The organism is Mycobacterium venezuelense (assembly GCF_054919535.1).
On record NZ_JBONDW010000021.1, the window covers coordinates 108,430 to 124,035 of the forward strand.

Genomic DNA, 15,606 nt, shown 5'->3' on the forward strand with positions numbered 1-15,606 from the left:
CCGAGCCTCGACGTCGGCATAGGGTTGGACTGTGCGTCGCATAGCACCCAGCGCCTCTCCGCCCGGCCGCGACCCCGCACGCCTGGTCGTGGTGCTCGTGCTCATGGTGGTCCTGGTCGGGTACCTGGTGGTGGTGTTCCTGACGAAGGACATCTGGGCGGCCCGCGACGGAACCCGGTTGACCTTCACGATGCAGTCGCAGGATGGCGGCCCGCCCTCCCCCGACGCGATCACGCGCGTGCCGCAGATCGTCGAGGAAAGGTTGGACGAACTCGGGATGACCGGCGCCCGGGCTGCCGCGTCCGGCGAAAGCGTTGACGTCACGGTGCCCGGGCGGGATATCGACACCGACGAAATACGCAACGTGCTCACGGCGGGGCAGCTCTACGTCCGGCCGGTCATCCACGCGATGGCTGTCGAGGATCCGAAAACGCCCGACCAGACACCACAACCACCTGCACCCGGCAACGCACAGGAGATATCCGACGAGAAGCAACTCCGGCAGAGCACGGATGAGAGCATCCAGATCCTTGCCCTGCAGTTTCAGTCGACCCGATGCGGCGAAGATGACGTGTTGGCCGGCCACGACGACCCGAACCTGCCGCTGGTCACCTGCTCGGCCGACGGCAGGACGGTGTACCTGCTCGACAACTCGGTACTCGGCGGCGATCAAATCCGCCATGCCGAGTCCAATCGCGATTCCGCGAGCGGCGAATACGTCGTGGACGTGGAGTTCGATGAACCCGCAGGCCGCGACTGGGCCGAGTTCACCGCCGCCAACGTCGGCACCCAGACCGCGTTCACGCTCGACACGAAAGTCGTCAGCGCCCCGGAGATCATGGAAGCGATACCGGGCGGACGTACTCAGATCACCGGCAACTTCGATGCCGATTCAGCGCGCGAAGTGGCCAGTCTGTTGACGTCGGGTTCGTTGCCGGTATCGCTGACCTACGAGTCGGCGTCACCTGAAACCCTGTCTCCCACAGTGTTTTTGACGACCGTGCGGGCGGCGGTAATCGCGGCGGGTATCGCCTTGGCGATCCTGGTGCTCGGCGCGGCGGTGTATTTGCTCCGGCGCCGGCCCGGCCCACCCGCGGTCCTCTAGTAGCGCGGCAGGTTTTGACCTGCCCGCACGATTTGCATACGTTCAGATCGAACTGTGGTCGATACGAGTGTGAACGTGTGGATACGACAAGGACTGAGCATGAGCTGGACACGACGAGATTTCTTGCGCGCGGGAGGCGCGGCCGGCGCGTTCGCGCTGGGGGCGCCGGCGCTGCTGGCAGGTTGTTCGAAGGTGCCGGAGGCGGGTGTTGGCGGCACATTACAGCGAATCAAGGATGCCGGCGCCATCAAGATCGGCATCGCCGGCGAAGTTCCCTACGGCTACACCCAGAACGGCACGGTCACCGGCGAGGCGCCTGAGGTCGCCAAGGCGGTGTTCAAGGCGATGGGTATCGATCGGGTCGAGGCCACCCAGGTCGAGTTCGGCCAACTCATACCGGCACTGAACGCCAGCCAATACGACATGGTGGCCGCCGGAATGGCGATCCTGCCCGACCGCTGCCAGAACGCCCAGTTCTCCGCGGTGGATTACGTGACGCCGACGGCATTGCTGGTGCCCAGCGGAAACCCCCAGCGGATCAACAATTTCGACGACGTCAAAGCGCAGGGCGTCGCTCTGGCGGTGCTGTCGGGCACCGTCGAGGAGGCGGTCGCCAAAGATCTGGGCATTCCGCCCGGCAACATTCAGTCCTACCGGGGTCAGCCCGAGATGTTCCAGGCCTTGCGCGACCAGCGGGCCTACTGCGGTGCGCTGACCGATATCTCGCTGCGCCGCATGCTCGCCGACAACCCGGGCGCCGCCCTGGAGGTCACCGAGGGGTTCGTACCGATCGTCAACGGCGAAGAGCAGATCCAGGCCGGCGGATTCGTATTCCGTAGCGGCGACGACGAACTGGTCGCGCAGTTCAACACCGAGCTGAAGAAGCTGCAGGACAGCGGCGCCTGGCTCGACATCGTCGCCCCGTTCGGCTTCACCGCCGACAACCAGGTGCCTGAGGATGTGACCACCGAGAAGCTCTGCGCGGCCGTCTGAGGCCGGCCTCATGTTCGACAATGTCGGTTTCTTCGTCGACACCATTGCCCAGGGCCTGCTTCTGACGGTCGAGGCAACACTCGGCGGCATCGTGATCGCCGCCGTGCTGTCATTCCTCGCCGGCCTGGCGATGCTGTCGAAATCGCGAATAGTGCGCACGATCGCCCGCCTCTATGTCGAGATCTGGCGGGGCACATCGGAAGTCGTTCAGCTGCTGTGGATCTACTTCGTGCTCCCGGTCCTGGTGGGCTACCAGATCGTACCGATGGCCGCCGGCATCGTCGTGCTCGGGCTGAATCACGGTGCCTACGGAGCCGAGATCGTCCGCGGCGCAATCCAAGCTGTGCCCCGGGCCCAGTACGAGGGGTGTGTCGCTCTCAATTTCACCCCCGCACAACGGATGCGGCGGGTCATCCTGCCGCAGGCCCTGGTCGAGATGGTGCCGCCCTTCAACAACCTGTTCATCCAGCTGCTCAAGAGCAGTTCGTTGCTGACGATGATCACCGTGCACGAGATGACCTACCAGGCACGTGAAGTACTGGTCAACAACTACATCTCGGAAGCCGCCACCATCTGGTCGATCGTGCTGTTGTTCTATCTGGCGCTGGCGGTTGCGATCACCGCCGTGATGCGCCTGCTCGAGCGAAAGGCAGCCAGACTCGTCGGCCGACAACCTCCGCGGCGCGGCGTGCTCCCCCGGTTCGGCCGCAGCGGTGCGCCGACCGGCGCGGGACGGGTGGGCTGATGGTCTGGGATTGGGACTACGGGTGGCAGGTACTGCCCACCATTGTCGTCGACGGGCTGCGGATCACCTTGATCGCCACGGTGTTCGGTTCGGTGCTGGCGTATGCCCTGGGGCTGGTGCTCGCGTTGATGCGCCGGGTGGGCAACCGGGCGGTCAGTACGACGGTTTGGGCGTTCATCGAATTCGTCCGCAGCACACCGCTGCTCGTGCAGATCTTCTTCTTCTTTTTCGTACTGCCCAGCGTGGGACTGAAATTCGACCCACTGACCACCGGAATCATCGCGATCGGGCTGCACTACTCGACCTATACCGCCGAGGTGTACCGGGCCGGGATCGAGGCCGTACCCGTCGGGCAGTGGGAAGCGGCCACCGCGCTCAACCTGCCGAGACGGCGTACCTGGACGGCGGTGATCCTGCCGCAGGCAATCCCCCGGGTGTTGCCGGCACTCGGCAATTACACGATCTCGATGCTCAAGGAAACTCCGCTGCTCCTGACCATCGGTGTGCTCGACGTCGTGGGGGTGGCCAATCAGGCCGGCTCGCAAGCGTTCCGGTACGTCGAGCCGATGACGATCGCCGGTGTCCTGTTCCTGGTGCTGAGCTACTCAGCGTCCCTACTCGTTCGATGGTTGGAGAGGCGTGTCCGATACAGCAGTTGAGATGATCCGATTCATCGACGTCGTCAAGCGATTCGGCGACCATACGGTGCTGGACGGGCTCGACTTCTCAGTACAGCCAGGAGAATTCGTCACCCTGATCGGGCCGAGCGGTTCGGGCAAGACCACGATCCTGCGGCTGCTGATGACCTTGGAGCAGGTGAGCGATGGCCGGATCTACGTCGACGGCGAGTGTTTGAGCCACATGGTCCGCCGGGGCCACGAGGTGCCCGCCGACGACAATCACCAACGACAGTTGCGCAGGCGAATCGGCATGGTCTTCCAGCAGTTCAACCTGTTTCCCAACATGTCGGTGCTGCAGAACATCACCGAGGCACCGGTGCACTCCCTGGGCCTTGCCCGCGACGAGGCCGAGGACCGCGCACACCGTCTGCTTGAGCTGGTCGGCATGCCGGAGAAAGCCGGCGCGCACCCGTCGGAACTCTCCGGCGGCCAGCAACAGCGCGTCGCGATCGCCCGGGCGCTCGCGATGAAACCCGACGTGCTGCTGCTTGACGAAGTGACTTCGGCGCTCGATCCCGAACTCGTCGCCGGAGTTCTCGCGCTGCTCAAGGACATCGCCGCCAGCACCGACATCACGTTCCTGTGCGTGACGCACGAGATGGACTTCGCCCGCGAGGTGTCTGATCGGGTGCTGATGTTCGACGCTGGCCGCATCGTCGAGGATGCCCCGCCCGCGAAGTTGTTCGCCGAACCCGAGCACGAGCGGACCCGGACCTTCCTGCGGGCTGTCCTGGAGCGGGGCTGACCGGCGCGGGATCAGGCCGCGCTCGTGACGCGGTACACGTCGTAGACGCCTTCGACGTTGCGCACCACGCTCAGCAGATGCCCGAGGTGTTTGGGGTCGCCCATCTCGAACGTGAACCGGCTGATCGCGACCCGGTCGTTGGACGTGGTGACCGACGCCGACAGGATGTTGACCTTCTCGTCGGCAAGCACGCGCGTCACGTCCGACAGCAGCCGGTGCCGGTCGAGCGCCTCCACCTGGATCGCGACCAGGAACACCGACGACGGCGACGGCGCCCATTCGACTTCGATGATGCGCTCCGACTGCTGCTGCAGGGATTCGGCGTTCGTGCAGTCGGTGCGGTGCACGCTCACTCCCCCGCCGCGCGTGACGAAGCCCATGATGGTGTCGCCAGGGACCGGGGTACAGCACTTGGCCAGCTTGGTCAGGGTGCCTGGCGCGCCGGGCACCGCCACCCCGGTGTCGTCGGTGCTGCGCTGGCGCACGGGCATGGTGGCCGGCGTGGAGCGCTCGGCAAGCTCGTCCTCGGCAGCCTCGTCCCCGCCGAACTGCGCGAGCAGCCGCTGCACGACATGCCGTGCCGAGACATGACCCTCACCGACCGCGGTGTAGAGCGCCGACACGTCGGTGTAGCGCAGTTCGCGGGCCAACGCGCCCATGGTTTCGGCATTCATCAAGCGCTGCAAGGGAAGCCCGCCGCGGCGGACCTCACGCGCGATGGCGTCCTTACCTGATTCAAGGGCTTCTTCGCGACGCTCCTTGGCGAACCACTGCCGGATCTTGGCTTTCGCCCGCGGCGACACGACGAAGGTCTGCCAGTCGCGCGACGGTCCGGCGTTGGGCGCCTTTGACGTGAAAACCTCGACGACTTCGCCGTTTTCGAGCTTGCGCTCCAGCGCGACGAGCCGGCCGTTGACGCGCGCCCCGATGCAGCGGTGGCCGACCTCGGTGTGCACGGCATAGGCGAAGTCCACCGGCGTGGAGCCCGTCGGCAGGGTGATGACGTCGCCCTTCGGGGTGAACACGAAGATCTCCTGCACCGCGAGGTCGTAGCGCAGGGACTCCAGGAACTCGCCAGGGTCGGCGGCCTCCCGCTGCCAGTCGAGAAGCTGGCGCATCCAGGCCATGTCATCGATCTCGGCAGCGGCGTGGCTGTGCAGAACTCCGTTGCGGCCCTTGGCTTCCTTGTAACGCCAGTGCGCGGCGATGCCGTACTCGGCGGTGCGGTGCATGTCGCGGGTGCGGATCTGCACTTCCAGCGGCTTGCCCTCGGGGCCGACGACGGTGGTGTGCAACGACTGGTACACGCCGTAGCGCGGCTGAGCGATGTAGTCCTTGAACCGCCCGGCCATCGGCTGCCACAGCGAATGCACCACGCCAACGGCGGCATAACAGTCGCGGATCTCGTCACACAGGATGCGCACGCCGACCAGATCGTGGATGTCGTCGAAATCCCGGCCCTTGACGATCATCTTCTGATAGATCGACCAGTAGTGCTTGGGCCTGCCCTCGACGACCGCATTGATCTTCATGGCCGACAGCGCCACTCCGATCTCGGCGCGCACCTTGGCCAGGTAGGTATCGCGCGAAGGCGCCCGGTCGGCGACCAGCCGCACGATCTCCTCGTACTTCTTGGGGTGCAGGATCGCGAACGACAGATCCTCCAGCTCCCACTTGACCGTGGCCATGCCCAGCCGATGAGCAAGGGGCGCAATGACTTCGAGCGTCTCGCGGGCCTTGCGCGCCTGCTTCTCAGGCGGCAGGAACCGCATCGTGCGCATGTTGTGCAACCGGTCGGCGACCTTGATCACCAGAACCCGCGGGTCGCGGGCCATCGCGATGATCATCTTGCGGATGGTCTCGCCCTCGGCAGCGGAGCCGAGCACAACCTTGTCGAGCTTGGTGACACCGTCGACCAGGTGGCCCACCTCGGCGCCGAACTCCGCGGTGAGCGCTTCGAGCGTGTAGCCGGTGTCCTCGACCGTGTCGTGCAGCAGCGCGGCCACCAGCGTGGTGGTGTCCATACCGAGCTCGGCCAAGATGTTGGCCACTGCCAGCGGATGGGTGATGTAGGGGTCGCCCGACTTGCGCAACTGGTCGGCGTGCCGTTGCTCGGCGACGTCGTAGGCGCGCTGCAGCAGCTGCAGGTCGGCCTTCGGGTAGATCTCGCGGTGCACCGCTACGAGCGGTTCGAGCACCGGGTTGACGGCGCTGCGCTGGGCAGTCATCCGGCGGGCCAGCCGGGCGCGCACCCGGCGCGACGCACTGGTCTTGGCCGTGTCGGGCGGCATGATCTCGGGCAGCGCGGGAGGAGACTGCACGGCCTGGCCGGTTGCGGGATCGTCGGCCATCGTCGTCACCTCCTGCTGTTCATCTGAGATTTCGAGGATATCCCTCACACCGTATGCAAGCTGCTAACTGCCAGGGGAGCTACTGCGTCGCGACCGCCGAGAGCCGTCAGCTCGAGCACGACCGCCGCATTGGTCACGTTCGCCCCACCTTCGGTGAGCAGGCGCGCCGCGGCTGACAGAGTGCCGCCGGTGGCCAGGACATCGTCGATGATCACAACGTTGCGGCCGGCGATGTCAATTCCTTCGGCGGGGATCTCGAGCGTGGCCTTGCCGTACTCCAACTGGTAGGTCGCACTGTGCACCGGCGGCGGCAGCTTGCCGCCCTTTCGTACCGCGAGGACGCCGGTGCCGAGCCGGGTCGCGACCGCGGCACCGAGCAGGAAGCCCCGGGCATCCAGGCCGGCCACCAGGTCGGCGCCGTTGGCAGTGGCCGCGAGCGCGTCGGTCACCGCCCTCAACCCCTCCGCGCTGGCGAGCAGTGGGGTCAGGTCCTTGAACTGGATACCGGGTTCGGGGAAGTCCGCGACCTCCCGGGTCATCGAAGCGATGAGCTTCGACACCTGTGCGAGTGTTTCCTCGTCCAAACTCATTGCGACAACTTCCAGCGGTCCATGTTCCAGCCGGCGCCCCATCGGGTCGGATTACTGCTCACGGCATACATCTTCGTCGATGTCAGTACGGTGCGCTGTTGGCGGTACAGCGGCAGGGTCGGCACGTCGGCCCACAGGATCGGTGCCCCCTCCCCGACCAAGCGCGCGAGTTCTTTCGGGTCGGACGTGACGGCCTGGGCGTCGATGATGCCGTCGATGCGTTCGTTGTTGTAGGCGGGCAGGTTGTTGCCGTTGCCGAAGTGCAGCGCGTAGGCGTCTATCGCCGACGAGCCCGACGATCCGCTGCCGGCGGCGCCTCCCGTGCCGGCCAGCAGTGCATCGATCTCGTTGTTGCGCAATGCAACAGGGCCTGCCGTCTCCGATCCGGCGTCTTGCACGGTGATACCGGCCGCGGCACAGGATTTCGCGATCGCGCCGACGGTGGCGGCCAGCCGTGCGTTCGGCGTCTGGTACCCGATGCGGACCGTGAGCGGCCGATTGTCGATCGCCTCCCTGGCCGCTTCGGGGTTGGCGACGCCGAACTGGCCTGCTTCGGCAACCCCTTCGGCTGCGCTGAACGCATCCTCGACGGCCGGGCTGAGCCTCGCGTTGGCGATCGGCATCTCGGCGTTGCGGGCGATCACGTCGCGCGGCGTGCACAACGCGACGGCACGCCGGGCCGGCGTCGCGCCCAACGGACCGCCGGGCGCGAAGATCAGTTGTTCGATGCCGGCCGAGGGGGTGTCGGTGCTCACGTAATCGTCGGGCAGGTTGAGCAGGCCGGACGATCCCGTCGCGATGTCGACGACGTCGAACTCGCCTTCGTTGACGCGTTCCTGGATGTCGGCGCCACGCGGCCACACGGTGATCTTGTTGGTGACCGGCGGGGTGCCCCACCACTTGTCATTGGCCACCAGAACTATCGAGCCGTCCTCGGAAACCGACTCGAGCCGATAGGGGCCCGACGACGGGAACCGTTTCAGCTCGAGGTCGGGCTTCAGATCCCACGTGGTATTCCAGGCCTGCGCGATGCGCTCGATCGCGACCAGGTCAGAGGTCTGGATCGCGGTGGTCACGCCGCCGTCACCGACGCCGAGTTCGTCGGCGATGACGTGCGACGGCATGAGCGAAGTCGCCGAGAAGAGATGGCCGTAGTCGAGGAACCCGCGGTCCTGGGCGAACGACACGCGGGCCCGCTTCTGCCCTGGCGCGCAATCCACCGAACCGATGTCGCGGTAGCCGGCGCGACTGGCCGCGTCGAATCCGGGGAATCGACCGGATTGCGCGGCCCAGGCAAGCACCAGGTCGTCACACGTGATCGGCTTGCCGTCGGAGTAGACCGCCTTGTCGCTGATCACGTAGTCGAGTACGAGCGGGGCACGCCCCACCACCGAGACCGAGCCGAAGTCATGATCGGCGACGACCTGTCCGTCGGGGCCGTGGTACGTGAAACCGGTCAGTGCCCGCGCGAAGGCCTGCGGTCCGCCCGACGCCGCTCCCGCAACGGTGTTGGTGTTGTAGGTGGTCAACGTGCCGTCGACCGCGTAGTCGATCTCGTCGGCCGAGCCGCCCGCGCATGCCGACAGGCCGATGCCGGCCAGCAGTGACAGTGTCATCACCGTCGCTGCTGTCCGCACTCGGGCGATGGCCCCGTGATGAGCCATCCGGTTTACCGCCGGGTGGTCCGTTTACCGGACGGACGACCTGTCTTCGACGTCGACGGGCGTGACGGACGTGCCCCGGGGGCGGGCTTGGCCGCGGCAGGCTGACCGGCGCCTGCCGGGACCGTCTCGGTGGCGGAGTCGTCGACCTCGTCGGACTCGGAGCCGGCCGGCTGGGCCGACTTGGCACCGGTCTTGCCCGGCTGCCTGCGGTTGAGCACGCGTCGGGTGTGCTTGCGCACGAGCTCGGTGCGTTCGCGCATCGACACGAGCAGCGGGGTCGCGAAGTAGATCGACGAGTATGTGCCGACGATGACGCCGACGAGCTGCACCAAGGCCAGATCCATCAAGGTGCCGACACCCAGCAACCAGACCGCCACGACGATCAGCGCCACGATGGGCAGCACCGAGATGAGGCTCGTGTTGATCGATCGCATGAACGTCTGGTTGACCGCGAGGTTGGCCTGCTCGGCGAACGTTCGCCGGGTCGTGTGCTCGAACCCGTTGGTGTTCTCCTCGACCTTGTCGAACACGATCACGGTGTCGTACAGGGAGAAACCCAGAATCGTCAGCAGGCCGATGACGGTGGCCGGCGTGACTTCGAATCCGACCAGCGCATAGACCCCGGCGGTGACGACGAGGTCGAACACCAGCGTCGCCAGCGCGGCGATGGCCATGTACCGCTCGTAGCGCCAGGTGATGTAGATGGCCGCGAGGACCAGGAACACCACAAGCGCGATCAACGCCTTCTGGGTGATCTGCCCACCCCACGTCTCCGATACCGCGGAGTCGCTGATCACCTGCTTGCTCGGCTGGCCGTCGCTGCCCTTCGGCTGGAACGCGTCGAAAAGCGCGGTCCGAAGATTCTCGGCTTCCTCGTTGGACAGGGTCTCGGAGCGGATCTGCACGGTGGCCGAGCCACCACTGCCGACCGTCACGACCGATTCGGGCGCGCGGCCCAGCGTCTTGTTGAAGACGTCTTCGACCTGTTGCACGGTGATGGTGCCCTGGGCACCGGCCGTCGGCATCGACACCTTGGTGCCGCCCTCGAAGTCGATGCCGAAGGTGAAGCCGCGCAACAGCATGGCCGCGATCGAGATCGCGACGATGATCCCGCTGACCGTATACCAGAGCTTGCGGCGGCCGATGACCTCGAACGCGCCGGTACCGGTGTAGAGCCGGACGAAGAATCCGTGCTTCGGCAGTGCGGACGACGACTCGATGCCTTGCGCGTCCACGGCGGTTTCGGTGGTGTCGGTTTCGGTTGCTTTTGTGTTCTTTGCGGCCATGTGCCTATCCCCGTCCCGCGGTCGCATGCGAAGCCTCCCGGCGTTCCCGCGCGATCTGCTGCACCGCGCCGAGTCCGTTCAGTCCGGGTTTGGCCATCGTCGGCGACTTGGACGCCAGGTACACCAACGGCCAGGTCACCAGGAACACCACGACAAGGTCGAGGATCGTGGTCAAGCCGAGCGTGAACGCGAAGCCCTTCACCTGACCGATCGCCAGGAAGTACAGCACCGCCGCGGCCAGGAACGTGACCGCGTTACCCGACACGATCGTCTTTCGAGCACGCGCCCAGCCTCGCGGTACCGCGGACCGGAACGAACGCCCTTCGCGTATCTCGTCTTTGATGCGTTCGAAGAACACGACGAACGAGTCCGCCGTCGTACCTATACCGATGATCAGACCGGCGATACCGGCGAGGTCGAGCGTGTAGCCGATGTACCTGCCGAGCAGCACCAGGATGGCGTAAACCACTGCGCCGGAAGCGACAAGCGACAGCGCGACGAGCAGTCCGAGAACGCGGTAGTACAGCAGCGAGTACAGCAACACAGCCGCGAGTCCGATCGCACCGGCGATCAGGCCGGCCCGCAGCGATGACAGGCCAAGCGTCGCCGAAACCGTCTCGGCCTCCGAGGATTCGAAGGACAGCGGCAGCGAGCCGTACTTGAGCACGTTGGCCAGTTCGCGCGCCGAATCGGCGGTGAAGTTACCGGTGATCTGAGTGTTGCCGCCAGGAATGGCTTCGCGGATCTCCGGGGCGCTGACCACCTTGGAGTCGAGCGTGAACGCCGTCTGCGTGCCCACGTTGGCGGCGGTGAAGTCGGCCCAGGTCTTGGCGCCGCCGCTCTTGAACTCCACGTCGACCACGTACTGGCCCTGCTGCTGGTCCAGTCCGGATGTGGCGTTCTGGATCTCTTCACCGCTCATGATCGACTTGTTGAGCAGGTAGACCGTCTGGCCGTCCGTCGAACACGTGATCAACGGCAAGTTGGGGTCGTCGTTACCGGCCAGCACATCGTCATCGCCACAACGGGTGGCCTGGAACTGCAGAGCCAGGATCTGGATCGACGGGTCGGTGCTCTGCCGGAGCTGTTTCTCGTCGGCAATCCGCTGCGCCAGATCGGCTTTCGGTTCGCCAGGCTTGGGCGACCCGGGTGCGGGCGCGCCCGGCGCTGGGGCCGGCGCCGGTGCTTCACCGGGAGCCGGAGCGGGCTCACCGGGGGCAGGAGCCGGGGTCGGCTCGCCAGGGGCGGGTGCCGGCTCGAGCGGGTAAGGGCGGGGTTGCGGCGCGGGCTCACCGGCGGGCGGTGCCGGTTGTTCGCCGACGGGCGGCGCCTCGGCGGGCAGCGAACCCGCGGGCGGCGCCTCCTGAGGGGCTCCTGGCGGCGCCATGCCCGGCAGGCCCGGCAGGCCGGGCATACCCGGCATTCCGGGCAGTCCCGGCATCCCGGGAAGTCCGCCGGGCGCGCCGGGTGCTGCCGGGGCGCCTGGCGCCCCTGCGGGCGGTTGGCCGTTCTCCGCGGCGGGCGGTTTGGCCGCCATCGCGTGGATGACGGGCCGCACATACAACCGAGCGGTCTGTCCGAGGTTGCGCGCCTCGTTGCCGTCGTTGCCCGGCACGGTGATGACCAGGTTGTCGCCATCGATGACGACCTCTGAGCCGGACACACCGAGACCGTCGACGCGGGCGCTGATGATCTGCTGGGCCTGGTTGAGGGCTTCCCGCGTGGGGGCTGAGCCGTCCGGGGTACGCGCGGTGAGCGTGACCCGGGTACCGCCCTGCAGGTCGATGCCGAGTTTGGGTTTGGCCTGCTTGTCACCGGTCAGGAACACCAGTAGGTAGACGCCGACAAGCAGCACCAGAAAGAGCGTCAGGTAGCGGGCAGGGTGCACCGGCGCCGAAGACGATGCCACGTTGCTTAGGTCTCCTTGAGATCAGTTCGTCAGCACCGCAAAGGGTACGTGCTTGTCCTGTGTGGTCTGCTGTCAGTCTTTCTTCAGACCGTCCGTGTCGGTCACGCCGGCGCTTTCGGTCAGCTCGGTAGCCGCGGGCGTCGCGTCATCGTCGTCGTAGGAATCGTCGGCGTCGGACTCGATGCGGTCGCGGACCGCAAGCTTCATCCAGGTGGTGACGACGCCGGGAGCGATCTCCAGATCGATGTTGTCGTCGGTGATGCCGGTGATGGTGCCCTGCAGACCGGACGTGGTGTGGATCCGGTCCCCGATCTGCAGCGAGTTGTGCAGGTCGATCGTGGCTTGCATCGCCTTCTTCTGCCTGCGCGACGCAAAGAACATGAATGCGCCCATGATGATCAGAAGGGGCAGGAAGATGACCAGATCCATGGCAGCACTGTCTTTCGTTTCGAGTCGTGTATGCGGTGACCGGACCGTGCGGGCCCAGCACCTCGTAGTTGTCCAGTCTGCCATTGCCCCAGCGCAGCGCCGAGGGCCCCGTCTCCTTGAGCAGCTGTTAGCGACACTAATCGCCATGCCTGGCCGGTGCCTAATCATGATCGGCGGCAAAACGGATTGATGCCTGACCGTGACGACTAGGCTCGAATCGCGCTCTATCTCACCGCGCCGCCGTTCCGTTCGCAGGAGTCAGTGTTGAGCCATTTAGAACAGAGCCGTCACTTGGCCACCGCCATCCCCGGCCCGAATTCCCAGGCCCTCATCGATCGCAAGACCGCGGCGGTGGCCCGCGGCGTCGGCAACACCATGCCGGTCTATGCCGCGCGGGCCGCCGGCGGCATCGTCGAGGACGTCGACGGCAACCGGCTGATCGACCTTGGTTCCGGTATCGCCGTCACGACCATCGGCAACGCCTCACCGCGGGTGGTGGACGCAGTCGCGGCTCAAGCATCCGAGTTCACGCACACGTGCTTCATGGTGACGCCGTACGAGGAGTATGTGGCGGTCTGCGAGCACCTCAACCGGCTCACGCCCGTGCGCGGCGAAAAACGCTCGGCGTTGTTCAACTCGGGCTCGGAGGCCGTCGAGAACGCCGTCAAGATCGCCCGGTCGCACACCCACAAGCCGGCCGTCGTCGCGTTCGACCATGCCTACCACGGACGGACGAACCTCACGATGGCGCTCACCGCCAAGGTGATGCCCTACAAGCACGGCTTCGGACCGTTCGCGCCCGAGGTGTACCGCGCGCCCTTGTCCTACCCGTTCCGCGACGCGGAGTTCGGCAAGGAGCTCGCCACGGACGGTGAGCTCGCGGCGCGACGAGCGATCAGCGTGATCGACAAGCAGATCGGCGCCGACAATCTCGCCGCGGTCATCATCGAGCCCATCCAGGGCGAGGGCGGTTTCATCGTCCCTGCCGACGGATTCCTGCCTGCGCTGCTCGACTGGTGTCGCCGCAACGATGTCGTGTTCATCGCCGACGAGGTGCAAACCGGGTTCGCCCGTACCGGTGCGATGTTCGCGTGCGAGCACGAAGGCATCGAGCCCGACCTCATCGTCACGGCGAAAGGTATCGCCGACGGATTGCCACTGTCCGCGGTCACCGGATGTGCCGAGATCATGGACTCGCCGCACGTGTCCGGTCTCGGCGGCACGTACGGCGGTAATCCGCTCGCGTGCGCGGCCGCACTGGCGACGATCGAGACCATCGAATCCGACGGGTTGGTCGCGCGGGCGCAGCAGATCGAGCAGCTGATGAAGGACCGACTGGGGCGTCTGCAGGCCGAGGACGACCGGATCGGCGATGTGCGTGGCCGCGGCGCGATGATCGCCATGGAACTCGTCAAGCCCGGCACCACAGAACCGGATGCCGAGCTGACGAAGGCGTTGTGCGCGGGGGCCCACACCGCCGGAGTGATTGTGTTGTCCTGCGGCACTTACGGCAATGTGCTGCGGTTCCTGCCCCCGCTCACGATCAGCGACGAACTGCTCATCGAAGGACTCGACGTGCTCGAGCTGATTCTGCGCGACCTCTAGTGCGCCGGGGTGTGGCGTCCACCGCCGAACCAGCTGCCCAGCCCACGACGCTTCGGCGCGGCGGGCATCGCGGTCGTCGGCGCCGCGTCGGCAGCCGGAACGGCAGCCGCCGGCACCGGCTCCGTCACCATCGGGCGCTGCGCGTACTCGATGTCACGGACACTGCGAATGGACAACCGGCCCAGCGCCATGGCGCCGAGGAAGACGATCAGCGCACCAAGGCCGGAGAAGTACGCCAACTCGAGTGACACCTGCTTGGCTTCGGTGACTGCGACCGGCGTGCCCGCGTCGCCCAGGCCGAGCGGTCCGGCCAGTGCCCGCCCGATCACGAACCAGGCGCCGGCGGCTACGGCCAGCCAGCCGCCGAGCATGGCGGTCGCGCGGTTACCCGAAGCAAGTAGCAGTAAGCCGCCGACAGCGGCTGCGACGCCGGGGAGAACTTCCAGCCAGCCGCGTCCCATCGTCCAGACCCACGGCTGGTCCGGGCTGAAAGCGAAGTCGAAGTACGGTCCGATGAATGGGATCAACGCACCCCAGATTCCCAGCACCAGCAGCAGGAAACCGCTCGCGGCGCCGCGACTGCGCGGCATCCGCATCCTGCCGCCACGACGAGTGTCGAATTCGGTCATGATGCCTCCTTTGTCGTACGGCTGGGTACCCACACCGGACCGAGGCCTAACGCTCTTAGGCTGGAGAAATGCGCCTCGCCGACGTCACACTGCGCGATGTGCTCGCCGACGCCTGGGAACGGTGGGGCAGCCGGTGCGCCGAGCTCACCGACGCGCAGTGGCACACGCCAACCAGGTGCGTCCCGTGGCAGGTCCAGGCGCTCGTGGCGCACGTGTGCCCCGAATCGACGACATTCGAAGTGCTCGCGGCGGGCACCGTGGACGGGCCCGCGGCGGTCACCGACGCGGCCGTGATGTTGCGGATCTTCAACGAGCCGGATGGGGTCGCCAACACCGCGGCCGATCAGATCGCGGACCGAGCGGCATCCGAGGCGCCGGCGTTGACGCCGCAGCTGTCCGCCGCCCGGTTCGGCGAGTGCGCGCGCAGTCTGCGCCGGATGCCCGAGATGTCTGACCCGGATCGCACCGTCATCCGGTATCCGATTGTGGGCAGCACTACGCTCGCGGCGGTCGCTGAGGTCGCGCTCCTGGAGGCGACCGTGCACCTACTGGACTTCGCCGATGCCGTCGGCGGCGTCGAGCCATCGGCAGCTGCGTTAGCAGCCACGCGCGATCTGCTCATCGCAGTGCCCGATCCGAGTGCTGCGGTCGAAGTGCTCGCCGGCCGCCGCAGCCCGGGAACGGTAATTCCGGCAATCCGCTGACGCCGGTCACGTCTTACGAATTCAGCTGCCCAACAATCAATTTGACATCGCGCTCGAGAATGTCCGGAATTCACAGCACATTGACAGCCGCGACGCAGCTGATCTGGAAATAAGTTTAGTTTTACTAACGTAGTAGTCGTTGGGCGCAGCGTCGCGCCGTTCCAGATTTAG

At 66.3% G+C, this 15,606-nt stretch carries 14 protein-coding genes; 7 read left to right on the forward strand and 7 right to left on the reverse strand.

The window, feature by feature from the left end; all coding sequences use genetic code 11:
• Window positions 1-31: 31 nt before the first annotated feature.
• The 5 genes from ACRCUN_RS28085 (at window position 32) to ehuA (ending at window position 4,268) form a co-directional block, all read left to right on the forward strand.
• Window positions 32-1,105, forward strand: coding sequence for a preprotein translocase subunit SecD (locus tag ACRCUN_RS28085; protein WP_462144896.1), 1,074 nt, complete (start codon window positions 32-34; stop codon window positions 1,103-1,105).
• 99 nt (window positions 1,106-1,204) lie between these two features.
• Window positions 1,205-2,098, forward strand: a complete 894-nt coding sequence (gene ehuB / locus ACRCUN_RS28090) for an ectoine/hydroxyectoine ABC transporter substrate-binding protein EhuB (RefSeq protein WP_462144897.1) — start codon at window positions 1,205-1,207, stop codon at window positions 2,096-2,098.
• Window positions 2,099-2,108: 10 nt separating this feature from the next.
• Window positions 2,109-2,843: an ectoine/hydroxyectoine ABC transporter permease subunit EhuC gene (gene ehuC, locus ACRCUN_RS28095; protein ID WP_462144898.1), complete on the forward strand. Its 735-nt coding sequence runs from the start codon at window positions 2,109-2,111 to the stop codon at window positions 2,841-2,843.
• Entirely contained in the window at window positions 2,843-3,502 is a 660-nt protein-coding gene (gene ehuD / locus ACRCUN_RS28100; protein WP_462144899.1) for an ectoine/hydroxyectoine ABC transporter permease subunit EhuD, read from the forward strand. Before ehuC ends, ehuD begins: the two co-directional genes overlap by 1 nt.
• 1 nt (window position 3,503) lies before the next feature.
• A complete protein-coding gene (ehuA, locus tag ACRCUN_RS28105) occupies window positions 3,504-4,268 on the forward strand; it encodes an ectoine/hydroxyectoine ABC transporter ATP-binding protein EhuA (RefSeq protein ID WP_462144927.1) in 765 nt (254 codons plus the stop codon).
• Between the two features lie 11 nt (window positions 4,269-4,279).
• Here ehuA and ACRCUN_RS28110 read toward each other — a convergent pair whose 3' ends face one another.
• The 6 genes from ACRCUN_RS28110 to yajC form a co-directional block, all read right to left on the reverse strand.
• Window positions 4,280-6,619 carry a RelA/SpoT family protein gene (locus ACRCUN_RS28110; RefSeq protein ID WP_462144900.1) on the reverse strand — a complete coding sequence of 780 codons (2,340 nt, stop codon included), beginning with the start codon at window positions 6,617-6,619 and terminating at the stop codon, window positions 4,280-4,282.
• Window positions 6,620-6,663: 44 nt separating this feature from the next.
• A complete protein-coding gene (locus ACRCUN_RS28115) occupies window positions 6,664-7,209 on the reverse strand; it encodes an adenine phosphoribosyltransferase (protein ID WP_462144901.1) in 546 nt (181 codons plus the stop codon).
• Entirely contained in the window at window positions 7,206-8,825 is a 1,620-nt protein-coding gene (locus ACRCUN_RS28120; RefSeq protein WP_462144902.1) for an ABC transporter substrate-binding protein, read from the reverse strand. Before ACRCUN_RS28120 ends, ACRCUN_RS28115 begins: the two co-directional genes overlap by 4 nt.
• Before the next feature lie 53 nt (window positions 8,826-8,878).
• Window positions 8,879-10,159 carry a protein translocase subunit SecF gene (secF, locus tag ACRCUN_RS28125; RefSeq protein WP_462144903.1) on the reverse strand — a complete coding sequence of 427 codons (1,281 nt, stop codon included), beginning with the start codon at window positions 10,157-10,159 and terminating at the stop codon, window positions 8,879-8,881.
• 4 nt (window positions 10,160-10,163) lie between these two features.
• The gene (gene secD / locus ACRCUN_RS28130) at window positions 10,164-12,068 is read right to left on the reverse strand and encodes a protein translocase subunit SecD (RefSeq protein WP_462144904.1); all 1,905 of its coding nucleotides are present in this window, start codon (window positions 12,066-12,068) and stop codon (window positions 10,164-10,166) included.
• 72 nt (window positions 12,069-12,140) lie between these two features.
• Window positions 12,141-12,497 carry a preprotein translocase subunit YajC gene (gene yajC / locus ACRCUN_RS28135; protein ID WP_462144905.1) on the reverse strand — a complete coding sequence of 119 codons (357 nt, stop codon included), beginning with the start codon at window positions 12,495-12,497 and terminating at the stop codon, window positions 12,141-12,143.
• A 264-nt stretch (window positions 12,498-12,761) separates the two neighbouring features.
• On the opposite strand from yajC, the gene gabT reads away from it, so the two are divergent.
• Window positions 12,762-14,102, forward strand: coding sequence for a 4-aminobutyrate--2-oxoglutarate transaminase (gene gabT / locus ACRCUN_RS28140; protein ID WP_462144906.1), 1,341 nt, complete (start codon window positions 12,762-12,764; stop codon window positions 14,100-14,102).
• On the opposite strand, the gene ACRCUN_RS28145 is transcribed toward gabT, so the two are convergent.
• A complete protein-coding gene (locus ACRCUN_RS28145; RefSeq protein WP_462144907.1) occupies window positions 14,099-14,731 on the reverse strand; it encodes a hypothetical protein in 633 nt (210 codons plus the stop codon). The genes gabT and ACRCUN_RS28145 overlap by 4 nt on opposite strands.
• A 68-nt stretch (window positions 14,732-14,799) precedes the next feature.
• On the opposite strand from ACRCUN_RS28145, the gene ACRCUN_RS28150 reads away from it, so the two are divergent.
• Window positions 14,800-15,435, forward strand: coding sequence for a maleylpyruvate isomerase N-terminal domain-containing protein (locus ACRCUN_RS28150; RefSeq protein WP_462144908.1), 636 nt, complete (start codon window positions 14,800-14,802; stop codon window positions 15,433-15,435).
• The last annotated feature ends 171 nt before the right edge of the window (window positions 15,436-15,606 follow it).